This window comes from Streptomyces sp. NPDC004721 (genome assembly GCF_053601495.1).
Window position 1 is genome coordinate 78649 of record NZ_JBSGBZ010000019.1, and the last position, 26228, is coordinate 104876.

General features: G+C 69.7%; 23 protein-coding genes. 22 read left to right on the forward strand and 1 reads right to left on the reverse strand.

What is annotated here, in order from left to right:
• Window positions 1-141: 141 nt before the first annotated feature.
• The 22 genes from ACWEK3_RS19420 to ACWEK3_RS19525 all read left to right on the forward strand — a co-directional run bounded on the left by ACWEK3_RS19420 (window position 142) and on the right by ACWEK3_RS19525 (window position 24182).
• Window positions 142-1434, forward strand: coding sequence for a homoserine dehydrogenase (locus ACWEK3_RS19420; RefSeq protein WP_390726991.1), 1293 nt, complete (start codon window positions 142-144; stop codon window positions 1432-1434).
• 6 nt (window positions 1435-1440) lie between these two features.
• The gene (gene thrC, locus ACWEK3_RS19425; RefSeq protein WP_361417338.1) at window positions 1441-2499 is read left to right on the forward strand and encodes a threonine synthase; all 1059 of its coding nucleotides are present in this window, start codon (window positions 1441-1443) and stop codon (window positions 2497-2499) included.
• 732 nt (window positions 2500-3231) lie between these two features.
• Window positions 3232-4161 carry a homoserine kinase gene (gene thrB, locus ACWEK3_RS19430; RefSeq protein ID WP_450539028.1) on the forward strand — a complete coding sequence of 310 codons (930 nt, stop codon included), beginning with the start codon at window positions 3232-3234 and terminating at the stop codon, window positions 4159-4161.
• Window positions 4162-4578: 417 nt separating this feature from the next.
• Window positions 4579-6606, forward strand: coding sequence for a transcription termination factor Rho (gene rho, locus ACWEK3_RS19435; protein ID WP_376652121.1), 2028 nt, complete (start codon window positions 4579-4581; stop codon window positions 6604-6606).
• Window positions 6607-7013: 407 nt separating this feature from the next.
• Window positions 7014-8153, forward strand: coding sequence for an LCP family protein (locus ACWEK3_RS19440; protein WP_450539030.1), 1140 nt, complete (start codon window positions 7014-7016; stop codon window positions 8151-8153).
• Window positions 8154-8341: 188 nt separating this feature from the next.
• Window positions 8342-8566: a 50S ribosomal protein L31 gene (gene rpmE / locus ACWEK3_RS19445; protein ID WP_141358350.1), complete on the forward strand. Its 225-nt coding sequence runs from the start codon at window positions 8342-8344 to the stop codon at window positions 8564-8566.
• A gap of 117 nt (window positions 8567-8683) precedes the next feature.
• Window positions 8684-9751 (forward strand): peptide chain release factor 1, encoded by a 1068-nt coding sequence (gene prfA, locus ACWEK3_RS19450; protein WP_361417350.1) that lies wholly within the window; start codon window positions 8684-8686, stop codon window positions 9749-9751.
• 95 nt (window positions 9752-9846) lie between these two features.
• Window positions 9847-10686 (forward strand): peptide chain release factor N(5)-glutamine methyltransferase, encoded by an 840-nt coding sequence (prmC, locus tag ACWEK3_RS19455; RefSeq protein WP_361417534.1) that lies wholly within the window; start codon window positions 9847-9849, stop codon window positions 10684-10686.
• A 52-nt stretch (window positions 10687-10738) separates the two neighbouring features.
• Complete coding sequence (locus ACWEK3_RS19460) at window positions 10739-11386, forward strand: L-threonylcarbamoyladenylate synthase (protein WP_361417353.1); 648 nt, start codon at window positions 10739-10741, stop codon at window positions 11384-11386.
• Entirely contained in the window at window positions 11383-12015 is a 633-nt protein-coding gene (locus ACWEK3_RS19465; RefSeq protein ID WP_361417356.1) for an arsenate reductase/protein-tyrosine-phosphatase family protein, read from the forward strand. The genes ACWEK3_RS19460 and ACWEK3_RS19465 overlap by 4 nt, the downstream gene beginning before the upstream one ends.
• Window positions 12016-12730: 715 nt before the next feature.
• On the forward strand, window positions 12731-13969 hold the full coding sequence (locus ACWEK3_RS19470; RefSeq protein ID WP_365419235.1) for a serine hydroxymethyltransferase: 1239 nt from the start codon (window positions 12731-12733) through the stop codon (window positions 13967-13969).
• A 139-nt stretch (window positions 13970-14108) separates the two neighbouring features.
• On the forward strand, window positions 14109-15512 hold the full coding sequence (locus ACWEK3_RS19475) for an MraY family glycosyltransferase (protein ID WP_450539033.1): 1404 nt from the start codon (window positions 14109-14111) through the stop codon (window positions 15510-15512).
• A gap of 301 nt (window positions 15513-15813) precedes the next feature.
• Window positions 15814-16260 carry a hypothetical protein gene (locus ACWEK3_RS19480; RefSeq protein WP_450539035.1) on the forward strand — a complete coding sequence of 149 codons (447 nt, stop codon included), beginning with the start codon at window positions 15814-15816 and terminating at the stop codon, window positions 16258-16260.
• Window positions 16261-16485: 225 nt separating this feature from the next.
• Window positions 16486-17307, forward strand: coding sequence for a F0F1 ATP synthase subunit A (gene atpB, locus ACWEK3_RS19485; RefSeq protein ID WP_225075586.1), 822 nt, complete (start codon window positions 16486-16488; stop codon window positions 17305-17307).
• Window positions 17308-17381: 74 nt separating this feature from the next.
• Window positions 17382-17612 (forward strand): ATP synthase F0 subunit C, encoded by a 231-nt coding sequence (gene atpE / locus ACWEK3_RS19490; RefSeq protein ID WP_073889576.1) that lies wholly within the window; start codon window positions 17382-17384, stop codon window positions 17610-17612.
• 41 nt (window positions 17613-17653) lie between these two features.
• Window positions 17654-18196 carry a F0F1 ATP synthase subunit B gene (locus tag ACWEK3_RS19495; RefSeq protein ID WP_450539037.1) on the forward strand — a complete coding sequence of 181 codons (543 nt, stop codon included), beginning with the start codon at window positions 17654-17656 and terminating at the stop codon, window positions 18194-18196.
• 2 nt (window positions 18197-18198) lie between these two features.
• Complete coding sequence (locus ACWEK3_RS19500; RefSeq protein WP_365419236.1) at window positions 18199-19014, forward strand: F0F1 ATP synthase subunit delta; 816 nt, start codon at window positions 18199-18201, stop codon at window positions 19012-19014.
• Window positions 19015-19152: 138 nt separating this feature from the next.
• Window positions 19153-20745 carry a F0F1 ATP synthase subunit alpha gene (gene atpA, locus ACWEK3_RS19505; RefSeq protein ID WP_376397198.1) on the forward strand — a complete coding sequence of 531 codons (1593 nt, stop codon included), beginning with the start codon at window positions 19153-19155 and terminating at the stop codon, window positions 20743-20745.
• Window positions 20746-20766: 21 nt separating this feature from the next.
• The gene (locus ACWEK3_RS19510; RefSeq protein WP_450539039.1) at window positions 20767-21684 is read left to right on the forward strand and encodes a F0F1 ATP synthase subunit gamma; all 918 of its coding nucleotides are present in this window, start codon (window positions 20767-20769) and stop codon (window positions 21682-21684) included.
• Window positions 21684-23120 (forward strand): F0F1 ATP synthase subunit beta, encoded by a 1437-nt coding sequence (gene atpD, locus ACWEK3_RS19515; protein WP_361417377.1) that lies wholly within the window; start codon window positions 21684-21686, stop codon window positions 23118-23120. The genes ACWEK3_RS19510 and atpD overlap by 1 nt, the downstream gene beginning before the upstream one ends.
• Before the next feature lie 110 nt (window positions 23121-23230).
• Window positions 23231-23605, forward strand: coding sequence for a F0F1 ATP synthase subunit epsilon (locus ACWEK3_RS19520; RefSeq protein WP_361417380.1), 375 nt, complete (start codon window positions 23231-23233; stop codon window positions 23603-23605).
• A gap of 130 nt (window positions 23606-23735) precedes the next feature.
• Window positions 23736-24182: a DUF2550 domain-containing protein gene (locus ACWEK3_RS19525; RefSeq protein ID WP_361417383.1), complete on the forward strand. Its 447-nt coding sequence runs from the start codon at window positions 23736-23738 to the stop codon at window positions 24180-24182.
• A gap of 88 nt (window positions 24183-24270) precedes the next feature.
• On the opposite strand, the gene ACWEK3_RS19530 is transcribed toward ACWEK3_RS19525, so the two are convergent.
• Window positions 24271-26097, reverse strand: a complete 1827-nt coding sequence (locus ACWEK3_RS19530) for a glycosyl hydrolase family 18 protein (RefSeq protein WP_376397208.1) — start codon at window positions 26095-26097, stop codon at window positions 24271-24273.
• Between the last annotated feature and the right edge of the window lie 131 nt (window positions 26098-26228).

A 26228-nucleotide genomic window follows, 5' to 3' on the forward strand; every position in this document is an offset into this window, starting at 1 on the left:
GCGCGGGGCGGCCGGAAGATCTCCTGTTTTCCAGGCCGACGAAAATGAAATAAACGTCTCACGATCCGGACAAATAGCAGAAACTCCTTTCCGGTGAGTGAGACTGGTCCAACCGTAGACGGTATGAGGAAACGAGGTCGGATGATGCGTACGCGTCCGCTGAAGGTGGCGCTGCTGGGCTGTGGGGTTGTCGGCTCAGAGGTGGCGCGCATCATGACGACGCACGCCGACGACCTCACAGCCAGGATCGGGGCCCCGGTGGAGCTCGCCGGGGTCGCCGTGCGGCGTCCCGACAAGGTGCGCGAGGGCATCCCCGCCGACCTCGTCACCACCGACGCCACCGCGCTCGTCAAACGGGGCGACATCGACGTCGTGGTCGAGGTCATCGGGGGGATCGAGCCCGCCCGGACGCTCATCACCACCGCCTTCGAGCACGGCGCCTCCGTCGTCTCCGCGAACAAGGCCCTGCTCGCCCAGGACGGGGCCGCCCTGCACGCCGCGGCGGAGGCGAACGACGGGGACCTCTACTACGAGGCCGCCGTCGCCGGTGCCATCCCGTTGATCCGGCCGCTGCGCGAGTCCCTCGCCGGGGACAAGGTCAACCGGGTGCTCGGCATCGTCAACGGCACCACCAACTTCATCCTCGACAAGATGGACTCCACGGGGGCCGGCTACCAGGAGGCCCTCGACGAGGCCACCGCGCTCGGGTACGCGGAGGCCGACCCGACCGCCGACGTCGAGGGGTTCGACGCCGCCGCCAAGGCCGCCATCCTCGCCGGGATCGCGTTCCACACGCGCGTACGGCTCGACGACGTCTACCGCGAGGGCATGACCGAGATCACCGCCGCTGACTTCGTCTCCGCCAAGGAGATGGGCTGCACCATCAAGCTGCTGGCCATCTGCGAACGCGCCGAGGACGGCGGGTCCGTCACCGCCCGCGTGCATCCCGCGATGATTCCGCTCACCCACCCGCTGGCCTCCGTGCGCGGCGCGTACAACGCCGTGTTCGTCGAGTCCGACGCGGCCGGGCAGCTCATGTTCTACGGGCCCGGCGCCGGCGGCTCGCCCACCGCCTCCGCCGTACTCGGCGACCTCGTGGCCGTCTGCCGCAACCGGCTCAGCGGGGCCACCGGGCCCGGCGAGTCGGCGTACGCGGCGCTGCCCGTGTCGTCCATGGGCGAGGTCGTCACGCGCTACCACATCAGCCTGGACGTCGCCGACAAACCGGGCGTGCTCGCCCAGGTCGCCACCGTGTTCGCCGAGCACGGGGTTTCCATCGACACTGTTCGCCAGCAGGGCAAGGACGGCGAGGCCTCCCTCGTCGTCGTCACCCACCGTGCTTCCGACGCCGCCCTCGGCGGGACCGTGGAGGCGCTGCGCAAGCTCGACACCGTGCGGGGTGTCGCCAGCATCATGCGGGTTGAAGGAGAGTAACCAGCAATGACCCACCAGTGGCGCGGAATCATCGAGGAGTACCGGGACAGGCTGCCGGTGTCCGACAGCACGCCGGTCGTGACGCTCCGTGAGGGCGGTACGCCCCTCGTGCCCGCGCAGGTACTCTCCGAGCGCACCGGCTGCGAGGTCCACCTCAAGGTGGAGGGCGCGAACCCGACCGGGTCCTTCAAGGACCGCGGTATGACGATGGCGATCAGCAAGGCCAAGGAGGAGGGCGCGAAGGCCGTCATCTGCGCCTCCACCGGCAACACGTCCGCCTCCGCGGCCGCCTACGCCGTACGGGCCGGGATGGTCTCCGCGGTGCTGGTGCCGCAGGGCAAGATCGCGCTCGGCAAGATGGGTCAGGCGCTCGTGCACGGCGCGAAGATCCTCCAGGTCGACGGCAACTTCGACGACTGCCTCACGCTCGCCCGCGCGCTCAGCGACAACTACCCCGTGGCGCTGGTCAATTCGGTCAATCCGGTGCGTATCGAGGGCCAGAAGACGGCCTCCTTCGAGATCGTCGACATGCTTGGCGACGCGCCCGACATCCACGTCCTGCCGGTCGGCAACGCGGGCAACATCACCGCCTACTGGAAGGGCTACCGCGAATACGCGGCGGACGGCGTCGCCACCAGGACGCCCCGCATGTGGGGCTTCCAGGCCTCCGGCAGCGCGCCGATCGTGCGCGGCGAGGTCGTCAAGGACCCGTCGACCATCGCCACCGCGATCCGTATCGGCAACCCCGCCTCATGGACGTACGCCCTGGCCGCGCGCGACGAGTCCGGCGGTGCCATCGACGAGGTGACGGACCGTGAAATCCTGCGCGCATACCGGCTGTTGGCCGCGCAGGAGGGTGTCTTCGTCGAGCCGGCGTCCGCCGCGTCCGTGGCCGGACTGCTGAAGGCGGCCGAGCAGGGCAAGGTCGACCCCGGCCAGCGCATCGTGTGCACGGTCACCGGCAACGGCCTCAAGGACCCCGACTGGGCCGTCGCCGGCGCCCCCCAGCCGGTCACGGTCCCGGTCGACGCGGCCACGGCGGCCGAACGCCTGGGCCTGGCCTGACCGCACCACCCGCACCGTCGACGACGAGCGCGACCACGAGTGCGACGACGGCCACGACGACGACCGACCGCGTCCGGCCCCGTACAGCTCGGCCCCGTACAGCTCGGCCCCGTACAGCTCGGCCCCGCACGGGTCGGCCCCGCCCCGCAGGGGCCGGCGCAGGTCGAGCCGGTGACGGCTGAGCCGTCGCCGGTCGGTCGTCGCCGGTTCAGCCGTCCGCCGCACGTCGTGCCCTGCCCGACCGAGGTGGCTCCGGGTGCCGGACACGTACGGCTCGGGCTGGTCGCGCACGGGGGTTTCGGGGCGGGGCGGCCGTCGTCGTCCTGTCCCCGAGCGCGGCCCGGTCGGCGGCACCCGCCGTCGACGCTCCCGGTGCCCTCTCCCGCCGACGGCGCCTGTCGGTCCCGCGCTCAGGCCGCTCGCCCGCCGCGTTTCCCCCGGTCGGCGCAACGCGCGCGCACCGCGCAAGGTACGCAACCGCGTGGCGTGCGGAGGCGTCTGTCCCAGGAGACTTCGGAGGAGGGTGGCACGGGGGGCTTGCGACACGCATCGTGCGCCTCCCGTGCGCCCTATGTCGCCACTGAACTTTCCTTCGATAGGCTGTAGGGAACCCGACCGCCGCACACGCCCACGCAGGTGGCGGTGGTGCGCCGTCTCCGCGGCCTGAGGGTCTTCCCCGTTCCTATCGAGTGTCATTCGACCATCACGCAGCTCAAGGAGAGTCAACGAGCGATGGCCGGTCCCGCGTTCCGCGCCGCCGCCGTCCGGGTGCGCGTCCCCGCCACCAGCGCCAACATCGGCCCAGGCTTCGACGCCTTCGGCCTGTCGCTGGGGCTCTACGACGACGTCGTGGTCCGGGTGGCCGACTCCGGGCTGCACATCGACATCGCCGGCGAGGGCAGCGAGACGCTGCCGCGGGACGAGAAGCACCTGCTCGTCCGCTCGCTGCGCACCGCCTTCGACGTCCTCGGCGGACAGCCGCGCGGCCTGGAGATCGTCTGCGCCAACCGCATTCCGCACGGCCGCGGCCTCGGCTCCTCCTCCGCCGCCATCTGCGCCGGAATAGTCGCCGCCCGCGCCGTGACCATAGGCGCCGAGGCCAGGCTCGACGACACCGCGCTGCTCGAGTTGGCCACCGAGATCGAGGGCCACCCGGACAACGTGGCGGCCTGTCTGCTGGGCGGGTTCACCCTGTCCTGGATGGAGGCCGGAGCGGCCCGGGCCATCAGGATGGAGCCCTCCGATTCCATCGTTCCGGTGGTTTTCGTGCCGGGAAAGCCGGTGCTCACCGAAACCGCGCGCGGCCTGCTGCCGCGCACCGTGCCGCACGTGGACGCCGCCGTCAACGCGGGCCGCGCCGCCCTGCTCGTCGAGGCCCTCACCCGGCGCCCCGAGCTGCTGTTGCCGGCCACCGAGGACCGCCTCCACCAGGAGTACCGCGCCCCTGCCATGCCGGAGAGCACGGCGCTGGTGGAGCGGCTGCGGGCGGACGGCATCCCCGCAGTCATCTCCGGCGCCGGACCCACCGTCATGGCGCTCGCGGACACGGACACCGCGGACAAGGTGGAGCAACTGGCGGGCGCCGACTGGGCCGCCAACAGACTGAGTCTCGATGTGCAAGGAGCCTGCGTACTGCCACTCGCGGCAGGCGGGGAGATCTGAAATCCGGCGGTTGCCGGATTTCGAGAGGGGGAATGTTTGTTGGATCCGGTAGTGTTAACCTCAAGTCTGCACCCGACCCCACCATGGCGAGGTGCTTTGTGTCCCCGTCCGGGACAGACATTCCTCCGGGAGCCCCCCAAGCCGCACTGTGTGGTGTACGTCGTACCTGGGCAGTACCTCGTATGCGCACACTGAGCGGTCCGCCGGGCACGCTCCGGAATCGGTGCGACCACGCCACGTGACTCAGTGACACTCGGTGCCGCTGATGGTCGAGGAAGCGCCAATCACCAGAAATCTCTTCCGCCGCTTTGGGCGGACCACCGCCCCGGCACGGTTCACCAGCAAGGACCGAAGCCGGACAGCACAACCGGTCGCCGAGCCAGACAGGCCGACGTCCGCTCCAGGGAAGGACCCTTCGTGAGCGACACCACCGATCTGATGGGCGCACGTGTCGAGGAGACCGCTGCCGCGCCCGCCACGGACGCCTCCGCGCCTGCCACCGGTGCCGGCTCCCGGCGGCGCCGCGGTACCGGCCTCGAGGGCATGGTGCTGGCCGAGCTGCAACAGGTCGCATCCGGCCTCGGTATCAGGGGCACCGCGCGCATGCGCAAGAGCCAGCTGATCGAGGTCATCAAGGAGGCGCAGGCGGCCGGGGGCGCCCCCGCCGCGAAGGCCGCGCCTGCCGCGGGGGACGCCACCGAGACCAAGCCGAAGCGCCGCAGCACCTCCCGCACCCGTACGGGCGACGAGGCCGCGCCCGCGAAGAAGGCGGCCGAGGCCCCCTCTGCCAAGCCCTCGAACGACGTGGAGCAGTCGGGCGCCCCCGCCAAGGCCGTGGCGCAGCAGCAGATCGAGATCCCCGGCCAGCCGGCCAGCGAGGACGCTCCGGCCGAGCGCCGCCGCCGTCGGGCCACCGCGGAGGCGGGCGCCCCGTCGGGCAGCGCCGAGACCGTCGCCGCCGAGGCGAAGAGCGAGCCGAAGGCCGAGACCCCGGCCCAGCAGCAGTCGCAGGGCGACGCCGGTGACGGCGGCGAGGGCCGTCGTCGTGACCGCCGTGAGCGCGGCCGCGACCGCGACCGCGACCGTGACCGCCGCGGCAAGGGCGACGACCAGCAGGGCCAGGGCGGCCAGCAGCAGCGCCAGCAGGGCCAGCAGCAGGGCGGCGGCCGGCAGGACCGTCAGCAGCGGCCCGACGAGGACGGGGACGACTTCGAGGGCGGCCGCCGGGGCCGTCGCGGCCGCTACCGCGACCGCCGTGGCCGCCGTGGCCGCGACGACGTCTCCGAGCCGCAGATCGCCGAGGACGACGTCCTGATCCCCGTCGCGGGCATCCTGGACATCCTCGACAACTACGCCTTCATCCGCACGTCGGGCTACCTGCCGGGTCCCAACGACGTGTACGTCTCCCTCGCCCAGGTCCGCAAGAACGGCCTGCGCAAGGGCGACCACGTCACCGGTGCGGTCCGCCAGCCGAAGGACGGCGAGCGCCGCGAGAAGTTCAACGCGCTGGTCCGCCTGGACTCCGTCAACGGCATGGCGCCCGAACACGGCCGTGGGCGGCCGGAGTTCAACAAGCTGACGCCGCTGTACCCGCAGGACCGGCTCCGTCTGGAGACCGACCCGGGCGTCCTGACCACCCGCATCATCGACCTGGTCTCGCCCATCGGCAAGGGCCAGCGCGGTCTGATCGTGGCCCCGCCGAAGACCGGCAAGACCATGATCATGCAGGCGGTCGCCAACGCGATCACGCACAACAACCCCGAGTGCCACCTGATGGTCGTCCTCGTCGACGAGCGTCCGGAAGAGGTCACCGACATGCAGCGGTCGGTCAAGGGCGAGGTCATCTCCTCGACCTTCGACCGCCCGGCCGAGGACCACACCACGGTCGCCGAGCTCGCCATCGAGCGCGCCAAGCGCCTGGTGGAGCTGGGTCACGACGTGGTCGTGCTGCTGGACTCGATCACCCGTCTGGGCCGTGCGTACAACCTGGCGGCCCCGGCCTCCGGCCGGATCCTGTCCGGTGGTGTCGACTCCACCGCCCTGTACCCGCCGAAGCGGTTCTTCGGTGCGGCCCGCAACATCGAGGACGGCGGCTCGCTCACCATCCTCGCCACCGCCCTGGTGGACACCGGGTCCCGCATGGACGAGGTGATCTTCGAGGAGTTCAAGGGCACCGGCAACATGGAGCTCAAGCTCGACCGGAAGCTCGCCGACAAGCGCATCTTCCCCGCGGTGGACGTCGACGCGTCCGGCACCCGCAAGGAGGAGATCCTGCTCGGCGCCGAGGAGCTCGGCGTCGTCTGGAAGCTGCGCCGGGTGCTGCACGCGCTCGACCAGCAGCAGGCGATCGAGCTGCTCCTCGACAAGATGAAGCAGACCAAGTCGAACGTCGAGTTCCTGATGCAGATCCAGAAGACCACCCCGACTCCCGGCAACGGCGACTAGGCGTTACGCCAGGTCAGCCGGACCAGCCGGGTAAGCCGGCAAGAGTCGCACCGAAGGCCGCCCCCTGTTTTCAGGGGGGCGGCCTTCTGCTGTTGCGGGCGGGCCGTACGAGCGTTGGCCCGTACGAGACCTTCGCCACAGGCACCGCGCCCCGTTCCGGCTCTCCACGGCGCCGTCCCGCCCCGTGTCATCGCAGGTGAGCCGGGTTACCAAGCGGTACACAGTCGCGCATGGTGCCTATGTCCGTATGTGGTGGACACGCAGCGTTGTGCAACCCTTTCCCGAGTTCCCCCGTCTGACCGTACGAGCGACGATAGTGCGGTACGGGTCAATCGACCGAGAACAGACCGGGGCCCGACCTCGACCGCAGGGGGCAACCGACCGTAGACACGAGAACCGAGGAGCGCATGCCTGCCGACAGCACGCGAGGACCGGGCATACCAGGGGAGTCCGGCGACACCGGGCCCCGCCGCCGCGCCAAGGGCCGCCGTCGCAAGCCCCCCACCGGGCGGCGCAGGGCCCTGACGGCCATGGCCTGGACCGCCGCGGGGATCGTCGTGCTCGGCGGCGCGGGGGCCGGCTTCCTCTACTTCAAGCTCAACGGCAACCTCAGGACGATCGACATCAACCAGGCCCTCGGCGGCGACCGGCCCACCAAGGCCGACAACGGCTCCGAGAACATCCTGGTCCTCGGCTCCGACACCCGCGCCGGCGGCAACAAGAAGCTCGGCGGCGGCACCGACGACGGCAGCGCCCGCTCCGACACGGCGATGATCGTGCACATCTACGAGGGCCACAAGAAGGCCGGCGTCGTCTCCATACCGCGCGACACCCTCGTCGACCGCCCCGAGTGCACCGACGCCAAGGGCGGCACGCACGCCGCGACGCACGACGCGATGTTCAACGAGTCGTACTCCACCGGCGGCGCCGCCTGCGCGGTGAAGACCGTCGAGTCGATGACCGGCCTGCGCATGGACCACTACCTGGAGGTCGACTTCAGCGGCTTCCGGAAGCTCGTCGACGAACTCGGCGGAGTCCCGGTCACCACGACGAGGAACATCGAGGACCCACGGAGCCACCTCGACCTCAAGGCCGGCACGCACACCCTCGACGGACAGCAGGCCCTCGGCCTGGTCCGCACCCGGCACGGCGTCGGCGACGGCTCCGACCTCGGCCGCATCCAGCTCCAGCAGGCCTTCGTCAAGGCCCTGGCCGACCAGGTCAAGCACATCGGCGTGCTCACCAACCCCAAGAAGCTCTACGACCTCGCCGACACCGCGACCAAGACCGTCACCGCCGACTCCGACCTCGGCTCGGTGAACGCCCTGATCGCCTTCGCCGATGGCCTGAAGGGCATCAGCTCCTCCCACATGACCATGGTCACGATGCCGGTGCGGTACGACCCGGCCAACCCGAACCGCGTCCTCGTGGAGAAGGCCAAGGCCCAGCAGATCTGGAACGCCCTGAGGAACGACCGGCCCATCCCGAAGACGGCCACGGAAGGCACGGCCACCGGCAAGGCAAGCGGAGTGGTGAGCGCCTCCTAGTGCTGCGACCGGACTAGGGACGCGGGAAACCCGCCCCCGCCCCGCGGGAGACGCGCAGGGAATACCCGACCCCACCCCCCGGTTTGGGTGGATGGCCCCAGTCCTGGCAGACTGGTACGTCGGCTCCGGTTCACGCTCCGCATCCCGCGGCTGCGACCCGGCGCCCTCCAGGAACTCTAGGAGACACCTTGAAGCGCGACATCCACCCCGCGTACGTCGAGACGCAGGTCAGCTGCACCTGCGGCGCGTCGTTCACCACCCGCAGCACCATCGAGTCCGGCAGCATCCGGGCCGAGGTCTGCTCCGAGTGTCACCCGTTCTACACGGGCAAGCAGAAGATCCTCGACACCGGTGGCCGTGTGGCCCGCTTCGAGGCCCGCTTCGGCAAGGCTGCCGCCGGCTCCAAGAAGTAGCGAGCCCCTTTTCGCCGGTCCACGGTCGTGCCCCCACCGCGGGGTGCGCCGGGACCGGCGTTTTTGGTCGCCCGCCTTCCCCCACCCCAGTAGTACAGGCAGTACAGGAGCCGAAAGATGTTCGAGGCCGTCGAGGAACTCGTCGCCGAGCACGCCGATCTGGAGAAGAAGCTCGCCGACCCGTCGGTCCACGCCGACCAGGCCAACGCGCGCAAGCTCAACAAGCGCTACGCCGAGCTCACCCCGATCATCGCCGCGTACCGCTCCTGGAAGCAGACCGGCGACGACATCGACACCGCGCGCGAACTCGCCGCGGACGACCCCGACTTCGCGGCCGAGGTCAAGGAGCTGGAGCGGCAGCGCGAGGAGTTGACCGAGAAGCTGCGCTTCCTGCTCATCCCGCGCGACCCCAGCGACGACAAGGACGTCATCCTCGAGATCAAGGCGGGCGCGGGCGGCGACGAGTCGGCCCTGTTCGCCGGCGACCTGCTGCGCATGTACCTGCGGTACGCCGAGCGGGTCGGCTGGAAGACCGAGATCATCGACGCCACCGAGTCCGAGCTGGGCGGCTACAAGGACGTCCAGGTCGCGGTGAAGACCCGCGGGCAGACCGAGCCCGGCCAGGGTGTGTGGGCCCGGCTGAAGTACGAGGGCGGGGTGCACCGCGTGCAGCGGGTTCCGGCCACCGAGTCCCAGGGCCGTATCCACACCTCCGCGGCCGGTGTGCTGGTCACCCCCGAGGCCGAGGAGGTGGACGTGGAGATCAACCCCAACGACCTCCGCATCGACGTCTACCGGTCCTCCGGGCCCGGCGGCCAGTCCGTCAACACCACCGACTCCGCCGTGCGCATCACACACCTGCCCACCGGAGTCGTCGCCTCCTGCCAGAACGAGAAGAGCCAGCTGCAGAACAAGGAGCAGGCGCTGCGTATCCTGCGCTCCAGGCTGCTCGCCATGGCGCAGGAGGAGGCGGAGCGGGAAGCCGCCGACGCCCGCCGCAGCCAGGTCCGCACCGTCGACCGCTCCGAGAAGATCCGCACCTACAACTTCCCGGAGAACCGTATCTCGGACCACCGCGTCGGCTTCAAGGCGTACAACCTTGACCAGGTCCTGGACGGCGAGCTGGACGCGGTGATCCAGGCCTGCGTCGACGCGGACTCGGCCGCCAAGCTCGCGGCCGCGTAAGACACGTACGCACGCGGGACGTGCGCACGTACGAGCACCAACGGAGGACCAGCGTGCAGCAAGAATCCGGGGGGCGACCCCCGAGCCCGCGCAGCGTGCTGCTCGCGGAGGTGGCGCAGGCCACCCAGCGGCTGGCCGACGCGGGCGTGGACTCGCCGCGCACCGACGCGGAGGAACTCGCCGCGTTCGTGCACGGCGTCAAGCGGGGCCAGCTGCACACCGTGAAGGACGCCGACTTCGACGCCCGCTACTGGGAGGTCATCGCCCGGCGCGAGCAGCGCGAGCCGCTCCAGCACATCACCGGGCGGGCCTACTTCCGGTATCTGGAACTCCAGGTCGGGCCAGGGGTGTTCGTGCCCCGGCCGGAGACCGAGTCCGTGGTCGGCTGGGCCATAGACGCCGTACGGGCCATGGACGTCGTCGAGCCGTGCATCGTCGACCTGTGCACCGGTTCGGGGGCCATCGCGCTCGCCCTCGCCCAGGAGGTGCCGCGCTCGCGCGTGCACGCCGTGGAGCTGAGCGAGAACGCCCTGAAGTGGACCAGCAAGAACATGGAGGGGTCCAGGGTCGACCTGCGCCAGGGCGACGCCCTGACGGCCTTCCCGGATCTCGACGGCCAGGTCGACCTCGTCATCTCCAACCCGCCGTACATCCCGCTCACCGAATGGGAGTACGTCGCCCCCGAGGCCCGCGACTACGACCCGGAGCTGGCGTTGTTCTCCGGGGAGGACGGCCTCGACCTGATCCGCGGCATCGAGCGCACCGCGCACCGGCTGCTGCGGCCCGGCGGAGTCGTCGTCGTCGAGCACGCCGACACCCAGGGCGGACAGGTGCCGTGGATCTTCACCGAGGAGCGGGGCTGGGCCGACGCCGCCGACCACCCCGACCTCAACAACCGGCCGCGGTTCGCCACCGCCCGCAAGGCGCTGCCGTGACCCCCATCAGGACTTCTGACCAGCAGTACGTGTACGAGGAGGCCCGCTGACAATGGCACGGCGATACGACACCAACGACGCCACCGACCGCGTGACGGGTCTGCGCGAGGCGGCGTCCGCCGTCCGTCGCGGCGAACTCGTGGTGCTGCCCACCGACACGGTCTACGGCATCGGCGCCGACGCGTTCTCCTCCGAGGGCGTGGCCGACCTGCTCGCCGCCAAGGGCCGGGGCCGCAACATGCCCACTCCTGTCCTCATCGGCTCCCCGAACACGCTGCACGGACTGGTCACGGACTTCTCCGAAATGGCCTGGGAACTCGTGGACGCCTTCTGGCCGGGCGCGCTGACGCTGGTCGCGCGGCACCAGCCGTCCCTCCAGTGGGACCTCGGGGACACCCGGGGCACGGTCGCGGTGCGGATGCCGCTGCACCCGGTCGCCATCGAACTGCTCACGGAGGTCGGCCCGATGGCCGTGTCGTCGGCGAACCTGACCGGCCACCCCGCGCCGGAGGACTGCGGCGCCGCGCAGGACATGCTCGGCGACTCCGTCTCCGTCTACCTCGACGGCGGCCCGACCCCCGGAAACGTCCCGTCCTCCATCGTCGACGTCACCCGCAAGGTGCCCGTGCTGCTGCGCGAGGGCGCCCTGTCGCCGGAGGAGCTGCGCAAGGTGGTACCCGACCTCGAGGTGGCGAATTGACGGCCCCTGACGCGGGGCGTGGCATAGGCGACACCTTCCGCATCCTGCACGTCAGCACCGGCAACGTGTGCCGTTCGCCCATCACCGAGCGGCTGACCCGGCACTTCGTGGCGGACCGGCTCGGGGATTCGCGGGGCGGCGGGCTGATCGTGGAGAGCGCGGGCACCTGGGGCCACGAGGGCGCGCCGATGGAGGCCAACGCGGAGACCGTGCTGGCCGACTTCGGCGCGGACGCCTCCGGCTTCACCGGCCGGGAACTGCTGGACGAGCATGTGATCTGCGCCGACCTGGTGCTCACCGCGACCCTGGACCACCGTGCCCAGGTCATCTCCATGGGCCATTCGGCCGGCCTGCGCACCTTCACCCTCAAGGAGTTCACCCGCCTGGTGAAGGCGATAGACCCGGCCACGCTGCCTCCCCTGGAGGACGGCGTGGTCGAACGCGCCCGCGCCCTGGTCCGTGCCGCCGCCGCTCTACGCGGGTGGCTCCTGGCCCCGACCGCCGAGGCCGACGAGGTCTACGACCCCTACGGCGCCCCGCTGACGTTCTTCCGCTCGGTCGGCGACGAGATACACCAGGCCCTGGACCCGGTGGTAACGGCCCTGACGGGAGTCCCGGCCCGCGCTTGACGTCCGCCGGCCCCGCAACCGACTGGTATCCGCCCCGGGGTCGGCCACCGACCAACCAGCACCTGCCGACGGGCGCCGCGCTCCGACGCGGGCACAACCGCCGGCGCCGGTCGGTGGCATCGCGTCGGTGACGGCCTTTGGCGTGTGCCTGTGAGGCGCCTGGCGTTGGAGGGCCCGAGCCTCAGCCCGAAGTGCCCCGCGGGGCCGTGCACGGGGCGCGTCGGGTCCGGTCGGCCTGCTCTGGCCGGTGGGCATGGTGCGGGTGCGTCGGTGATGGCCTCGACGCATGTCCGCGGGGTGTCCGGCGGGCCGGGAGGCCCGGGGCCGGGGTGCCCCGCTCGGGCGTGCACGGGTCCGGGCGGCCTGCTCCGGTCGGTGCGTGGTGCGGGTCGTGCGTGGGCTGCGTCGATGGTCGGCCTCGGCGCGTGCCTGTCGGGCGTCTGGCGGCTCGCAAGCTCGTGCGCGGCTCCGGGGCCCGACCGGAGGCTTCCTGGACCGGTACGCCCCGGCTGGAGGCTCCTGGAGGGGCGTACCGGCCTGTGGGTGACCCGGCGCTCGTCGCGCGCCATGGTTTCCCGGGCCCGGCTGCCGGCGTTGCGTGGGTGTGAGCAGAGAGGCCCGTGACGGGTAGCCGTGTCGGCGTAAGGGGCCGCGCGGGGTGGGGTTGGTGGGCCTACATTGGACGTACGTCAACGTCGACCGCCCGGAGCCCGACATGTCGGTCATCCCCGTTCTCGAGGCCGATCTCCTGCGCCGGCAGGACCCCGAACTGGCCGACGTCCTGCTGGGGGAGCTCGACCGGCAGTCGACGACGCTCCAGTTGATCGCGGCGGAGAACTTCACCTCGCCGGCCGTGCTCGCCACACTCGGCTCGGTGCTGGCGAACAAGTACGCCGAGGGCTATCCGGGCGCCCGGCACCACGGCGGCTGCGAGATCGTCGACGCGGCCGAACGCCTCGCCGTGGCGCGGGCCAAGGCCCTGTTCGGTGCCGAACACGCCAACGTGCAGGCCCACTCGGGCTCGTCCGCGGTGCTCGCCGCGTACGCGGCGCTGCTGCGGCCCGGCGACACCGTCCTCGCCCTCGGCCTGCCCTACGGCGGCCACCTCACGCACGGCTCGCCCGCGAACTTCTCCGGCCGCTGGTTCGACTTCGTCGGCTACGGCGTCGACGCCGAGACCGGACTCATCGACCACCAGCAGGTGCGCACGCTCGCCCACGCGCACCGGCCCAAGGCGATCGTGTGCGGCTCCATCGCCTACCCGCGCCACATCGACTACGCCTTCTTCCGCTCGGTCGCCGACGAGGTCGGCGCCTATCTGATCGCCGACGCGGCCCACCCCATCGGACTCGTCGCCGGCAGGGCGGCGCCCAACCCCGTCCCGTACGCCGACGTGGTGTGCGCCACCACCCACAAGGTGCTGCGCGGGCCGCGCGGCGGGATGCTCCTGTGCGGCGGCGAGCTGGCCGAGCGCGTCGACCGCGCCGTCTTCCCCTTCACCCAGGGCGGCGCCCAGATGCACACCATCGCCGCCAAGGCCGTGGCGTTCGGCGAGGCCGCGACCCCGGCCTTCTCCGCCTACGCCCACCAGGTCGTCGCCAACGCGCGGGTGCTCGCGGCCCGGCTGGCCGCGGAGGGCCTGACCGTCACCACCGGCGGCACGGACACCCACCTGATCACCGCCGACCCGGCGCCGCTCGGCGTCGAGGGGCGTACCGCGCGCGGACGGCTGGCCGCCGCCGGTATCGTCCTCGACTGCTGCGCGCTGCCGCACGCCGACGGCCGCGGGCTGCGGCTGGGCACCGCCGCGGTGACCAGCCAGGGCATGGGCCAGCAGGAGATGGAGTGGATAGCCGTCCTGTTCGGCAAAGTGCTGCGCGGCGAGGTCGACGGGGCGAGCGCGCGTGAGGATGTGCGCGAACTCACTGGCCGGTTTCCGCCGTACCCCGGCTGAGACGGGGTAGCAGAACGGTCGTACAAAACCGTACACAGCCACACGTGCAACCATCGTCGCTACCCGGAAGTCCACATACATATGCCTGCGTCGCTAGGGTGTGGGGCTGAGAAGGCCAGCGAGACCTGTGGGGAAGCCCGTGCGTGAATACCTGCTGACGCTCTGCATCACGGCCGCGGTGACGTATCTGCTGACAGGGCCGGTACGTAAGTTCGCGATCGTCGCAGGAGCGATGCCGGAGATCCGGGCACGTGACGTGCACCGTGAGCCCACTCCCCGGCTCGGCGGGATCGCGATGTTCTTCGGCCTGTGCGCGGGCCTGCTGGTCGCAAGCCACCTCGCCAACCTCAACGAGGTCTTCGAGAAGTCGAACGAGCCGCGCGCGCTGCTCTCCGGCGCCGCCCTGATCTGGCTGATCGGCGTCCTCGATGACAAGTTCGAGATCGATGCCCTGATCAAGCTGGGCGGCCAGATGATCGCGGCCGGTGTGATGGTCATGCAGGGTCTGACCATCCTGTGGCTGCCCGTGCCCGGCGTCGGCACGGTCGCGCTCACCCAGTGGCAAGGCACCCTGCTCACGGTCGCGCTGGTCGTCATCACCATCAACGCGGTCAACTTCGTCGACGGCCTCGACGGCCTGGCCTCCGGCATGGTGTGCATCGCGGCCGCCGCGTTCTTCATGTACGCCTACCGGATCTGGTACTCGTACGGCATCGAGGCCGCCGCCCCCGCCACCCTCTTCGCGGCCGTCCTCATGGGCATGTGCCTTGGCTTCCTGCCGCACAACATGCATCCCGCGCGGATCTTCATGGGCGACTCGGGATCGATGCTCATCGGCCTGGTGCTGGCGGCCGGCGCGATCTCGGTGACCGGGCAGGTCGACCCGGACGTGATGAAGCTCTTCTCCGGGTCCGAGCGCAACGCCGTGCACCAGATGGTGCCGGTCTACATCCCGCTGCTGATGCCGCTGACGATCATCGCCATCCCGGCCGCCGACCTGGTCCTGGCCATCGTGCGGCGCACCTGGCACGGCAAGTCGCCGTTCGCCGCCGACCGCGGCCATCTGCACCACCGCCTGCTGGAGATCGGCCACTCGCACAGCCGGGCCGTGCTGATCATGTACTTCTGGGCGGCCCTGATCGGCTTCGGCGCGCTCGCCTACTCGGTCAAGTCGGCGTCCATGTGGATCGTGCTGGGCATCGTGATCCTCAGCTTCATCGGCCTGGTGCTGCTCCTGCTGCCGCGCTTCACCCCGCGAGCCCCCCGCTGGGCCGAGCAGTTCGTGCCGCCGCGCTACCGGCGCCGGGGCGGGGTGATGGCCCCGGATGCCTCCGCGGCGGCGCCGTCCGCGTCGTCCACGGACTCCGCGCCGCAGGAGGCGTCCGTGGGGGTTTCCGCGACCGCGGAGAGCCCTGTGCCGGAGGAGACGCCCGTGGCCGCGGGCGTGCGGGTCCGTGCCGGGTCGGCCGGTGTCAACGGAGCGACCGCCGTCGGAACTCGTTCGCGGGTTCTGGACGGGCGGAAGGCCGGAACGTCGCGCTGACGGCCAAGGTAAGAATCTGACTAAGGCGTTGCCAACCCGTGGGGCACTAAATCCCCCCAATATCGGGCGAAAAGAGCTGGATTTTGCACAGAAGTGCAGCTGTACTCTCACGTGTGAGGGTCAGCACACCATGGAGGTAAAGACCTCATCAAATAGTTTGTGATACCGTTCACGAGTATCCCGGAGAGCCGAAGGGCCACAGTGAGAAGGTCCTGGTGGGGCCGAGGTTTCCTCCCTCGGCACCGGGACTACGCTCGTCCCATGACGACGCCCTGCCCCCTGTGAATGCGGAGTTGCCGCGATGCCGTCCAATGACGCCCGGATCCTGGCCGAGGCCGCTGTGCCCACAGCCGCCGTCGGTGCGGTCGCCGCCGTCGTCAGTGGTGTGGCCGCCGGTGGCAAAGGGGCGATCGGCGCGGTCGTCGCGACCCTGGTCGTGATCCTGTTCATGGGGCTCGGCCTCTACGTCCTGCAGCGCACGGCCAAGTCGCTTCCGCACCTCTTCCAGGCGATGGGCCTGATGCTCTACGCGGCCCAGATCCTGTTGCTGTTCGTCTTCCTGGCCGCGTTCAAGCACACCACGCTGTTCAACCCCAAGGCCTTCGCCTTCACCCTGCTCGCCGCCACGCTGGCGTGGACCGCGGCGCAGACGCGGGCCCATATGAAGTCCAAGATCCTCTACGTCGAGCCCGACTCGGCCCCGTCCACGGCGGGCGAGAAGTCCGAAAAGACGGAGCGCTCGTCGTGAGCGGTAGGGCCGGGATAAAGGCGCTTGAGAGATCCTGCTATCGTCCGGTGCCAACTGCGGCATCGCGGGCGCGGGCATCACAGCTGACGCCTGTTCGATCGCGAGGCGAGATGCCCCACTGCCGCCCCCACATCCGTAACACCAGTCCCGTGCCGAACCGCGGCCGCACGCCGCGCCGACACAACGAGGTTGCCGTACCTATGCGCCACGCTGAAGGAGCCCGCGGTGAGTGCTGACCCGACGCAGGTGCTCGCCTTCGAGACCGACTGCCACATCTTCGCCGGCTGTGGCTTCCCCGCTCCGGGCCTGCACTCGTTCCTGTTCGAGCCCCTCTGGGGCAACGCGGACAGCAACCTGTACTTCAACAAGCCGATGCTGCTGGCGCTGCTCGGCTCCATCATCGTCGTCGGATTCTTCTGGGCGGCCTTCCGCAGGCCCCAGGTCGTCCCGGGCAAGCTCCAGATGGTCGCCGAGGCGGGCTACGACTTCATCCGGCGCGGAGTCGTCTACGAGACGATCGGCAAGAAGGAAGGCGAGAAGTACGTTCCGCTCGTCGTCTCCCTGTTCTTCTTCATCTGGATGATGAACCTCTGGTCGATCATCCCGGTCGCCCAGTTCCCGGTGACTTCGATCATCGCGTACCCGATCGTGCTGGCCCTGATCGTCTATGTCCTGTGGGTCTCGCTGACCTTCAAGCGTCACGGTTTCGTGGGCTTCTTCAAGAACGTGACGGGCTACGACAAGTCGCTGGGCCCGGTGCTCCCGCTGGCCATGCTCATCGAGTTCTTCTCGAACCTGCTGGTCCGGCCCTTCACCCACGCGGTCCGGCTCTTCGCGAACATGTTCGCGGGCCACACGCTGCTGCTGCTCTTCACGATCGCCAGCTGGTACCTGCTCAACGGCATCGGCATCGCCTACGCGGGCGTCAGCTTCATCATGACGATCGTGATGACGGCCTTCGAGCTCTTCATCCAGGCACTGCAGGCGTACGTCTTCGTCCTCCTGACCTGCACGTACATCCAGGGCGCGCTCGCAGAGCACCACTGAGCACCCCGCAGAGCAACCCCCTGATCGTCCGGTGGCCAACCCCCACCGGTCCGTAAAGAAAAGGAAGAACTGGCATGTCCCAGACCCTTGCCGCTGTTTCCGGCTCGCTCGGCTCCGTCGGTTACGGCCTCGCTGCCATCGGTCCCGGCGTCGGCGTCGGCATCATCTTCGGTAACGGCACCCAGGCCCTGGCCCGCCAGCCCGAGGCCGCCGGCCTGATCCGCGCCAACCAGATCCTCGGCTTCGCCTTCTGCGAGGCGCTGGCTCTGATCGGTCTGGTCATGCCGTTCGTCTACGGCACCTGATTCGCCGATCAGCGAAAGCTTCCTAGACGAAAGGCAATGACATGAGCCAGCTGCTCATTCTGGCGGCCGAGAAGGAGAACCCTCTCGTCCCGCCGATCCCCGAGCTCGTCATCGGCCTGCTCGCCTTCGTCATCGTCTTCGGTCTCCTCGCCAAGAAGCTCCTCCCGAACATCAACAAGGTTCTGGAGGAGCGCCGCGAGGCCATCGAGGGCGGTATCGAGAAGGCCGAGGCCGCGCAGACCGAGGCCCAGAGCGTTCTTGAGCAGTACAAGGCTCAGCTCGCCGAGGCCCGGCACGAGGCCGCGCGCCTGCGCCAGGAGGCGCAGGAGCAGGGCGCCACGCTCATCGCGGAGATGCGGGCCGAGGGCCAGCGTCAGCGCGAGGAGATCGTCGCCGCCGGCCACGCCCAGATCGAGGCCGACCGCAAGACCGCCGCGTCCGCGCTCCGGCAGGACGTCGGCACGCTGGCCACCGAGCTGGCCGGCAAGCTCGTCGGCGAGTCCCTCGAGGACCACGCCCGGCAGAGCCGTGTGATCGACCGCTTCCTCGACGAGCTCGAGGAGAAGGCCGAGGCGACTCGATGACCATGCACGGAGCCAGCCGTGAGGCACTGACCGCCGCACGTGAGCGTCTGGACGCGCTGACGGACTCCACCTCGGTGGACGCCGGCCGGCTTGCCGACGAGCTGGCCGCCGTCACCGCGCTGCTCCACCGCGAGGTGGGCCTGCGTCGGGTCCTGACCGACCCGGCGCAGTCCGGTGAGGCCAAGGCCACGCTGGTGCAGCGCCTGCTCGGCGGGCAGATCGGCGGCACGGCCGTCGACCTGGTGTCCGGCATGGTGCGTTCCCGCTGGTCGCAGCCCCGCGACCTGGTCGACACGCTGGAGGAGCTGGCGGACGTCGCCGACCTCACCGCGGCGCAGCGGGCCGGCACGCTCGACAACGTCGAGGACGAGCTGTTCCGCTTCGGCCGGATCGTCTCCTCGAACACCGGGCTGCGCGCGGCCCTGACCGACCGCGCCGCGACCGTCTCGGCCAAGAAGGAGCTGCTGCGCCGGCTGCTCGGCGGCCGTGCGGCCGCGACCACCGAGCGTCTGGTGACGCGCCTTGTGACCGCGCCGCGGGGACGTAGCCTGGAAGCGGGACTGGAGTCCCTGACCAAGCTCGCCGCCGACCGTCGCAACCGCATGGTCGCCGTCGTCACCTCGGCGGTCCCGCTGAGCGACACGCAGAAGCAGCGCCTCGGCGCGGCCCTCGCCAAGCTCTACGGCCGTCAGATGCACCTCAACCTCGACGTGGACCCCGACGTCGTCGGCGGGATGCGGGTGCAGGTCGGCGACGAGGTCATCAACGGCTCCCTCGCGGACCGGCTCGAGGACGCCGCCCGCCGTATGGCGAGCTAGCAGCAACTCAACACGCAAGACGTACACGACGGCCCTGGTTGGGCCGTGCAGAGGATTCACCTCTTTTTGGGGGGAGTCCGGGACTCGCAATACCCCCAAGTGAAACTTCGGGCCCAACAAGGAGAGCAGGGAACCCAGATGGCGGAGCTCACGATCCGGCCGGAGGAGATCCGGGACGCGCTGGAGAACTTCGTCCAGTCGTACAAGCCGGACGCGGCCTCGCGCGAGGAGGTCGGTACGGTCACCCTTGCCGGCGACGGCATCGCGAAGGTCGAGGGGCTTCCCTCGGCCATGGCCAACGAACTGCTGAAGTTCGAGGACGGCACCCTCGGCCTCGCCCTCAACCTCGAGGAGCGCGAGATCGGTGCCATCGTCCTCGGTGAGTTCAGCGGCATCGAGGAGGGCCAGCCGGTGCAGCGCACCGGTGAGGTCCTGTCCGTGGCCGTGGGCGAGGGCTACCTCGGCCGCGTGGTGGACCCGCTCGGCAACCCGATCGACGGCCTCGGCGAGATCGAGACCGAGGGCCGCCGCGCCCTCGAACTGCAGGCCCCCACGGTCATGCAGCGCAAGTCGGTGCACGAGCCCATGGAGACCGGCTACAAGGCCGTCGACGCCATGACCCCGATCGGCCGCGGTCAGCGTCAGCTGATCATCGGCGACCGGCAGACCGGCAAGACCGCCCTCGCTGTCGACACGATCATCAACCAGCGTGACAACTGGCGCACCGGCGACCCGAACAAGCAGGTCCGCTGCATCTACGTCGCCATCGGCCAGAAGGGCTCCACCATCGCGTCGGTCCGGCGCTCGCTGGAGGAGAACGGCGCGCTGGAGTACACGACCATCGTCGCCGCCCCGGCGTCCGACCCGGCCGGCTTCAAGTACCTGGCGCCGTACACCGGTTCCGCCATCGGCCAGCACTGGATGTACCAGGGCAAGCACGTCCTGATCATCTTCGACGACCTGTCGAAGCAGGCCGACGCCTACCGCGCCGTATCGCTGCTGCTGCGCCGTCCGCCGGGCCGTGAGGCCTACCCGGGCGACGTCTTCTACCTGCACTCCCGTCTGCTGGAGCGCTGCGCGAAGCTGTCCGACGACATGGGCAAGGGCTCGATGACCGGTCTGCCGATCGTCGAGACCAAGGCCAACGACGTCTCGGCGTTCATCCCGACCAACGTCATCTCCATCACCGACGGCCAGTGCTTCCTGGAGTCGGACCTGTTCAACGCCGGTCAGCGCCCCGCGCTGAACGTCGGTATCTCCGTCTCCCGAGTCGGTGGTTCCGCCCAGCACAAGGCGATGAAGCAGGTCTCCGGCCGTCTGCGCGTGGACCTGGCCCAGTTCCGTGAGCTGGAGGCGTTCGCCGCCTTCGGTTCCGACCTGGACGCCGCCTCGAAGTCCCAGCTGGAGCGCGGTCAGCGCATGGTCGAGCTGCTGAAGCAGGACCAGTACCAGCCGATGGCCACCGAGGACCAGGTCGTCTCCGTCTGGGCCGGCACCACCGGCAAGATGGACGAGGTGCCGGTCGCCGACATCCGCCGCTTCGAGAAGGAGCTCCTGGAGTACCTGCACCGCAAGGAGCAGGGCCTCATGACCTCCATCAAGGAGGGCGGCAAGATGTCCGACGACACGCTGCAGGCCGTCGCCGAGGCGATCGTCGAGTTCAAGAAGCAGTTCGAGACGGGCGACGGAAAGCTGCTCGGCGAGGACACCCCGGCCGCTGCCGCCAAGTGACGTAAGGAAGGGACCTGACTCATGGGAGCCCAGCTCCGGGTCTACAAGCGTCGCATCCGATCCGTCACCGCGACCAAGAAGATCACCAAGGCGATGGAGATGATCGCCGCCTCGCGCGTCGTCAAGGCGATGCGCAAGGTGTCGGCCTCCACGCCGTACGCGCAGGAACTGACCCGCGCGGTCACGGCGGTCGGCACCGGGTCCAACACCAAGCACCCGCTGACAACGGAGGCGGAGAACCCGACCCGCGCCGCGGTACTGCTCCTGACGAGCGACCGCGGTCTGGCCGGCGCCTTCAACTCCAACGCCATCAAGGCGGCGGAGCAGCTGACCGAGCGGCTCGAGCGCGAGGGCAAGCAGGTCGACACGTACATCGTCGGCCGGCGCGGTGTCGCCCACTACAACTTCCGTGAGCGCACGATCGCGGAGTCGTGGACCGGCTTCACCGACGAGCCCTCGTACGCGGACGCCAAGACGGTGGCGGCCCCGCTGATCGAGGCCATCGGGACGGACGCCGAGAACGGCGGCGTAAACGAGCTCCACATCGTCTACACCGAGTTCGTCTCGATGATGACGCAGACGGCGATCGACTCCCGGCTGCTTCCGCTGCGTTTGGACGAGGTCGCCGCGGAGGCCGTGCCGAAGGGCGAGATCCTTCCGCTGTACGACTTCGAGCCCTCGGCGGAAGACGTCCTCGACGCGCTGCTGCCGCGCTACGTGGAGAGCCGTATCTACAACGCGCTGCTCCAGTCGGCCGCTTCGAAGCACGCCGCCACGCGGCGCGCGATGAAGTCGGCCACCGACAACGCGGGCGAGCTGATCGACACGCTCGCGCGTCTTGCCAACGCGGCCCGCCAGGCCGAAATCACCCAGGAAATCAGCGAGATCGTCGGTGGCGCGAGCGCCCTGGCCGACGCGACCGCGGGGAGTGACAAGTAATGACCACCACTGTTGAGACGGCCACGGCGGCGGGCCGCGTCGCGCGGGTCATCGGCCCGGTCGTCGACGTGGAGTTCCCCGTCGACGCGATGCCGGACATTAACAACGCCCTTCACGTCGAGGTCGCCGACCCGGCGAACGCGGGCGAGAAGAAGACGCTGACGCTCGAGGTCGCCCAGCACCTCGGTGACGGCATCGTCCGCACGATCTCCATGCAGCCCACCGACGGCCTGGTCCGCCAGTCCCCGGTGAAGGACACCGGCTCGGCGATCTCCGTCCCGGTCGGCGACTTCACCAAGGGCAAGGTGTTCAACACCCTCGGTGAGGTGCTGAACGTCGACGCAGAGTACGACGGCGAGCGCTGGGCGATCCACCGCAAGGCGCCGAACTTCGACGAGCTCGAGTCGAAGACCGAGATGTTCGAGACCGGCGTCAAGGTCATCGACCTGCTGACCCCGTACGTCAAGGGCGGCAAGATCGGTCTGTTCGGCGGCGCCGGCGTCGGCAAGACGGTGCTCATCCAGGAGATGATCTACCGCGTCGCCAACAACCACGACGGTGTCTCCGTGTTCGCCGGTGTCGGCGAGCGCACCCGTGAGGGCAACGACCTCATCGACGAGATGAGCGAGTCCGGCGTCATCGACAAGACCGCGCTGGTCTTCGGTCAGATGGACGAGCCCCCGGGCACCCGTCTGCGCGTCGCGCTGGCCGGCCTGACCATGGCCGAGTACTTCCGCGACGTCCAGAAGCAGGACGTGCTGTTCTTCATCGACAACATCTTCCGCTTCACGCAGGCCGGTTCCGAGGTCTCCACGCTGCTCGGCCGTATGCCGTCCGCGGTGGGTTACCAGCCGAACCTGGCCGACGAGATGGGTCTGCTCCAGGAGCGCATCACCTCGACCCGCGGTCACTCGATCACCTCGATGCAGGCGATCTACGTTCCCGCGGACGACCTGACCGACCCGGCCCCGGCCACCACCTTCGCCCACCTCGACGCGACGACGGTTCTGTCCCGTCCGATCTCGGAGAAGGGCATCTACCCGGCCGTGGACCCGCTGGACTCCACGTCCCGGATCCTGGACCCCCGCTACATCGCGGCGGACCACTACAACGCGGCCATGCGCGTGAAGAACATCCTGCAGAAGTACAAGGACCTGCAGGACATCATCGCGATCCTCGGTATCGACGAGCTCGGCGAGGAGGACAAGCTCGTCGTCCACCGTGCCCGTCGCGTGGAGCGCTTCCTGTCCCAGAACACCCACGTCGCCAAGCAGTTCACCGGTGTGGACGGCTCGGACGTGCCGCTGGAGGAGTCGATCGCGGCGTTCAACGCGATCTGCGACGGCGAGTACGACCACTTCCCCGAGCAGGCGTTCTTCATGTGCGGTGGTATCGAGGACCTGAAGAAGAACGCGAAGGAGCTGGGCGTCTCCTGAGCATCGAGCTCATCTGAGGGGGCGGGTGCGTCCCGCCCCCTCGTCCACGCCCCTTAGAATTGACCCCAACACCCGGCACTACCGCCGGGTGGTGACCCGAGGAGCCACCCTTGGCTGCTGAGCTGCACGTCGAGCTGGTCGCCGCCGACCGCCAGGTCTGGTCCGGCGAGGCCACCCTGGTCGTCGCGCGCACCACGTCCGGCGACATCGGCGTCATGCCCGGTCACCAGCCGCTGCTCGGTGTGCTGGAGTCGGGCCCGGTGACCATCCGTACGAGTGAAGGTGGGACGGTCGTCGCCGCTGTGCACGGCGGTTTCATCTCGTTCGCGGACAACAAGCTGTCGCTGCTGGCGGAGATCGCCGAACTCTCGGACGAGATCGATGTCCAGCGCACCGAGCGAGAGCTCGAACGCGCGAAGGCGGAGGGCGACGCTCATGCCGAGCGCCGCGCGGAGGTCCGACTGCGCGCGGCGACGGCCAGCTGAACCCAGCCAGCCGTGTGATGACGTCACTCAGCCGCGGCCGGTACCGGAGCAATCCGGTACCGGCCGCGGCTGAGGTGAATGTGGGTGTTTTTTCCGTTCCATTACCTAGGAGACGAGGAGGTCGGTGTCGATGGTCCTCGCTCTGACTGTGTGCGGGCTGGTGGTCTTGCTCGTGGTGGTGGGACTGTTCGTCTTCGGCCTGCGACGCAGGCTCATCCAGCGCTCCGGCGGCACCTTCGACTGCAGTCTGCGCTGGGACGTACCGGAGAAGACCGACACCAGCGGCAAGGGCTGGAGCTACGGAGTCGCCCGCTACAACGGCGACCGCGTCGAGTGGTTCCGTGTCTTCTCCTACGCGCTCCGTCCGCGCCGCACTCTGGAGCGGGCGTCCATCGAGGTGGCCGGCCGCCGTCTGCCCGAGGGCGAGGAGGAACTCGCCCTGCTCTCCGACGCGATCGTCCTCACCTGCCTGCACCGCGGTACGCGCCTGGAACTCGCGATGAGCGAGGACGCGCTGACCGGCTTCCTCGCCTGGCTGGAGGCGGCGCCGCCTGGACAAAGAGTGAATGTGGCGTAGCCGCATTCACTCGTTGGTGTAGTACGACAGGAGAGCTCCCCCGGACCACGTCCGGGGGAGCTCTCCTGGTCTCGGGGCCGGTGGGCCCTTACGACAGACCGCTGTTGATGGCGTTCACCAGTTCGCCGTTGCTGGTGTCACCACTGAACTCCCAGAAGAAGGCGCCGCCCAGGCCCTGGGTCTTCGCCCAGGACATCTTGGTGCCGATGGTGGCTGGGGTGTCGTAGGACCACCAGTTGCTGCCGCACTTGGCGTAAGCCGTGCCCGCGATGGTGCCGGTGGCCGGGCAGGACGTCTTGAGCACCTTGTAGTCCTCGATGCCCTGCTCATAGGTACCGGTCGCCGGGCCCGTGGCCGTGCCGCCCGGGGCGTCCTGGGTGACGCCGGTCCAGCCGCGGCCGTACAGGCCGATGCCGACGAGCAGCTTGCTCGCGGGTACGCCCTTGGCCTTGTACTTGGCGATCGCGTCGGCCGTGGTGAAGCCGGCCTGCGGGATGCCGTTGTACGAGGTGAGCGGGGAGTGCGGGGCGGTGGGGCCCTTCGCGTCCCAGGCGCCGAAGAAGTCGTACGTCATCACGTTGTACCAGTCGAGGTACTGCGCGGCGCCGCCGTAGTCGGCGGCGTCGACCTTGCCGCCGGAGGTGCCGTCGGCGGAGACCGCCGCAGTGACCAGGGCGCCGTTGCCGAACTTGGCGCGCAGTGCGGCCGCCACGTTCTTGATGGCCGCCGGCCCGCTGGTGTCACAGGTCAGGCCGCAGGCGTTCGGGTACTCCCAGTCGATGTCGATGCCGTCGAACACATCGGCCCAGCGGGAGTCCTTCACCAGGTCGTAGCAGGACTGGGCGAAGGCCGTCGGGTTCTTGGCCGCGTCCGCGAAGCCGCCGGACCAGGTCCAGCCGCCGAAGGACCACAGCACCTTGATGTTCGGGTACTTGGCCTTCAGCTGGCGCAGTTGGTTGAAGTTGCCGCGCAGCGGCTGGTCCCAGGTGTCGGCGACGCCGCTGACCGACTGGTCGGCGGTGAACGCCTTGTCGTAGTCGGCGTAGGAGTCGCCGATCGCGCACTTGCCGCCGGTGACGTTGCCGAAGGCGTAGTTGATGTGCGTGATCTTCGACGCGGAGCCGGACGTCACGATGTTCTTGACGTTGTAGTTGCGTCCGTAGATGCCCCACTCGGTGAAGTAGCCGAGCCGGACCTTGTTGCCGGGCGGGGGAGTGCCGCCACCGCCGCCGGTGGTGCGCACGGCGACGGAGCCGCTGACCGGGCCGGTCTGGTTGGCGGTGTCACGGGCCTGCACGCTGTAGGAGTAGTCGGTGCCGGCGGTCAGACCGGTGTCCGTGTACGAGGTCGTTGTCACGGTCGCGACCGTCCTGCCGTCGCGCAGGACGTCGTAGTTCTTGACGCCCTTGTCGTCGGTGGCCGCGCCCCAGGTGAGCTTCACCGAGGTGTCGGTGATGTTCGAGGCGGTCGGGGTGCCCGGCGCGGAGGGCGGGTTGTCACCGGGAACCGTGCTGCCGCCGTCACAACTGCCGCCGTTGAGCTTACAGTTGCTGGGGGAGCCGGCGCCGGCGCCGTTGAAGCCGAAGGAGACGGAGGCGCCCGGGGCGAGGGTGCCGTTGTAGGACTTGTTCTTGGCGGTCCAGTGGGTGCCGGAACTGGTCACGTCCGCGTCCCAGGCGGAGGTGACGGACGTGCCGGAGGGGAAGTCCCACTCGATCGTCCACGAACTGATGCTCGTGGTGCCGGAGTTGGTCACCGTCCACTTGCCCTCGAAGCCGGAGCCCCAGTCCTGGGTCTTGGCGTAGGTGGCGGTGGCCGATGCCGCGGCCTGAGCGGAGCCCGCGAGGCCGACAAGGCCGGCCAGCGGGAGCAGCAGGGTCGCGAACCCGGCCGCGGCTCTGTGTCTGAAGCGCATACCGCGCCTCCTCTTGTGATGTCGCCGGCGGGGCGCTACGGCCACCCCTTCGGCGGTGGGGGTTGTGGTCGGGGGCGTGACTGAGCCATCACGCCCACCGGTGCCGCGAGAATAGAAAGGTCTGGACCACG

Excerpts from the sequence above, each read along its gene's own strand:
- ACWEK3_RS19420 (WP_390726991.1), top strand. The coding sequence starts at position 142 with ATGATGCGTACGCGTCCGCTGAAGGTGGCGCTGCTGGGCTGTGGGGTT.
- thrC (WP_361417338.1), top strand. The coding sequence starts at position 1,441 with ATGACCCACCAGTGGCGCGGAATCATCGAGGAGTACCGGGACAGGCTG.
- thrB (WP_450539028.1), top strand. The coding sequence starts at position 3,232 with ATGGCCGGTCCCGCGTTCCGCGCCGCCGCCGTCCGGGTGCGCGTCCCC.
- ACWEK3_RS19440 (WP_450539030.1), top strand. The coding sequence starts at position 7,014 with ATGCCTGCCGACAGCACGCGAGGACCGGGCATACCAGGGGAGTCCGGC.
- prfA (WP_361417350.1), top strand. The coding sequence starts at position 8,684 with ATGTTCGAGGCCGTCGAGGAACTCGTCGCCGAGCACGCCGATCTGGAG.
- ACWEK3_RS19460 (WP_361417353.1), top strand. The coding sequence starts at position 10,739 with ATGGCACGGCGATACGACACCAACGACGCCACCGACCGCGTGACGGGT.
- ACWEK3_RS19470 (WP_365419235.1), top strand. The coding sequence starts at position 12,731 with ATGTCGGTCATCCCCGTTCTCGAGGCCGATCTCCTGCGCCGGCAGGAC.
- ACWEK3_RS19480 (WP_450539035.1), top strand. The coding sequence starts at position 15,814 with ATGCCGTCCAATGACGCCCGGATCCTGGCCGAGGCCGCTGTGCCCACA.
- atpE (WP_073889576.1), top strand. The coding sequence starts at position 17,382 with ATGTCCCAGACCCTTGCCGCTGTTTCCGGCTCGCTCGGCTCCGTCGGT.
- ACWEK3_RS19495 (WP_450539037.1), top strand. The coding sequence starts at position 17,654 with ATGAGCCAGCTGCTCATTCTGGCGGCCGAGAAGGAGAACCCTCTCGTC.
- ACWEK3_RS19500 (WP_365419236.1), top strand. The coding sequence starts at position 18,199 with ATGCACGGAGCCAGCCGTGAGGCACTGACCGCCGCACGTGAGCGTCTG.
- atpA (WP_376397198.1), top strand. The coding sequence starts at position 19,153 with ATGGCGGAGCTCACGATCCGGCCGGAGGAGATCCGGGACGCGCTGGAG.
- ACWEK3_RS19510 (WP_450539039.1), top strand. The coding sequence starts at position 20,767 with ATGGGAGCCCAGCTCCGGGTCTACAAGCGTCGCATCCGATCCGTCACC.
- atpD (WP_361417377.1), top strand. The coding sequence starts at position 21,684 with ATGACCACCACTGTTGAGACGGCCACGGCGGCGGGCCGCGTCGCGCGG.
- ACWEK3_RS19525 (WP_361417383.1), top strand. The coding sequence starts at position 23,736 with ATGGTCCTCGCTCTGACTGTGTGCGGGCTGGTGGTCTTGCTCGTGGTG.
- ACWEK3_RS19530 (WP_376397208.1), bottom strand. The coding sequence starts at position 26,097 with ATGCGCTTCAGACACAGAGCCGCGGCCGGGTTCGCGACCCTGCTGCTC.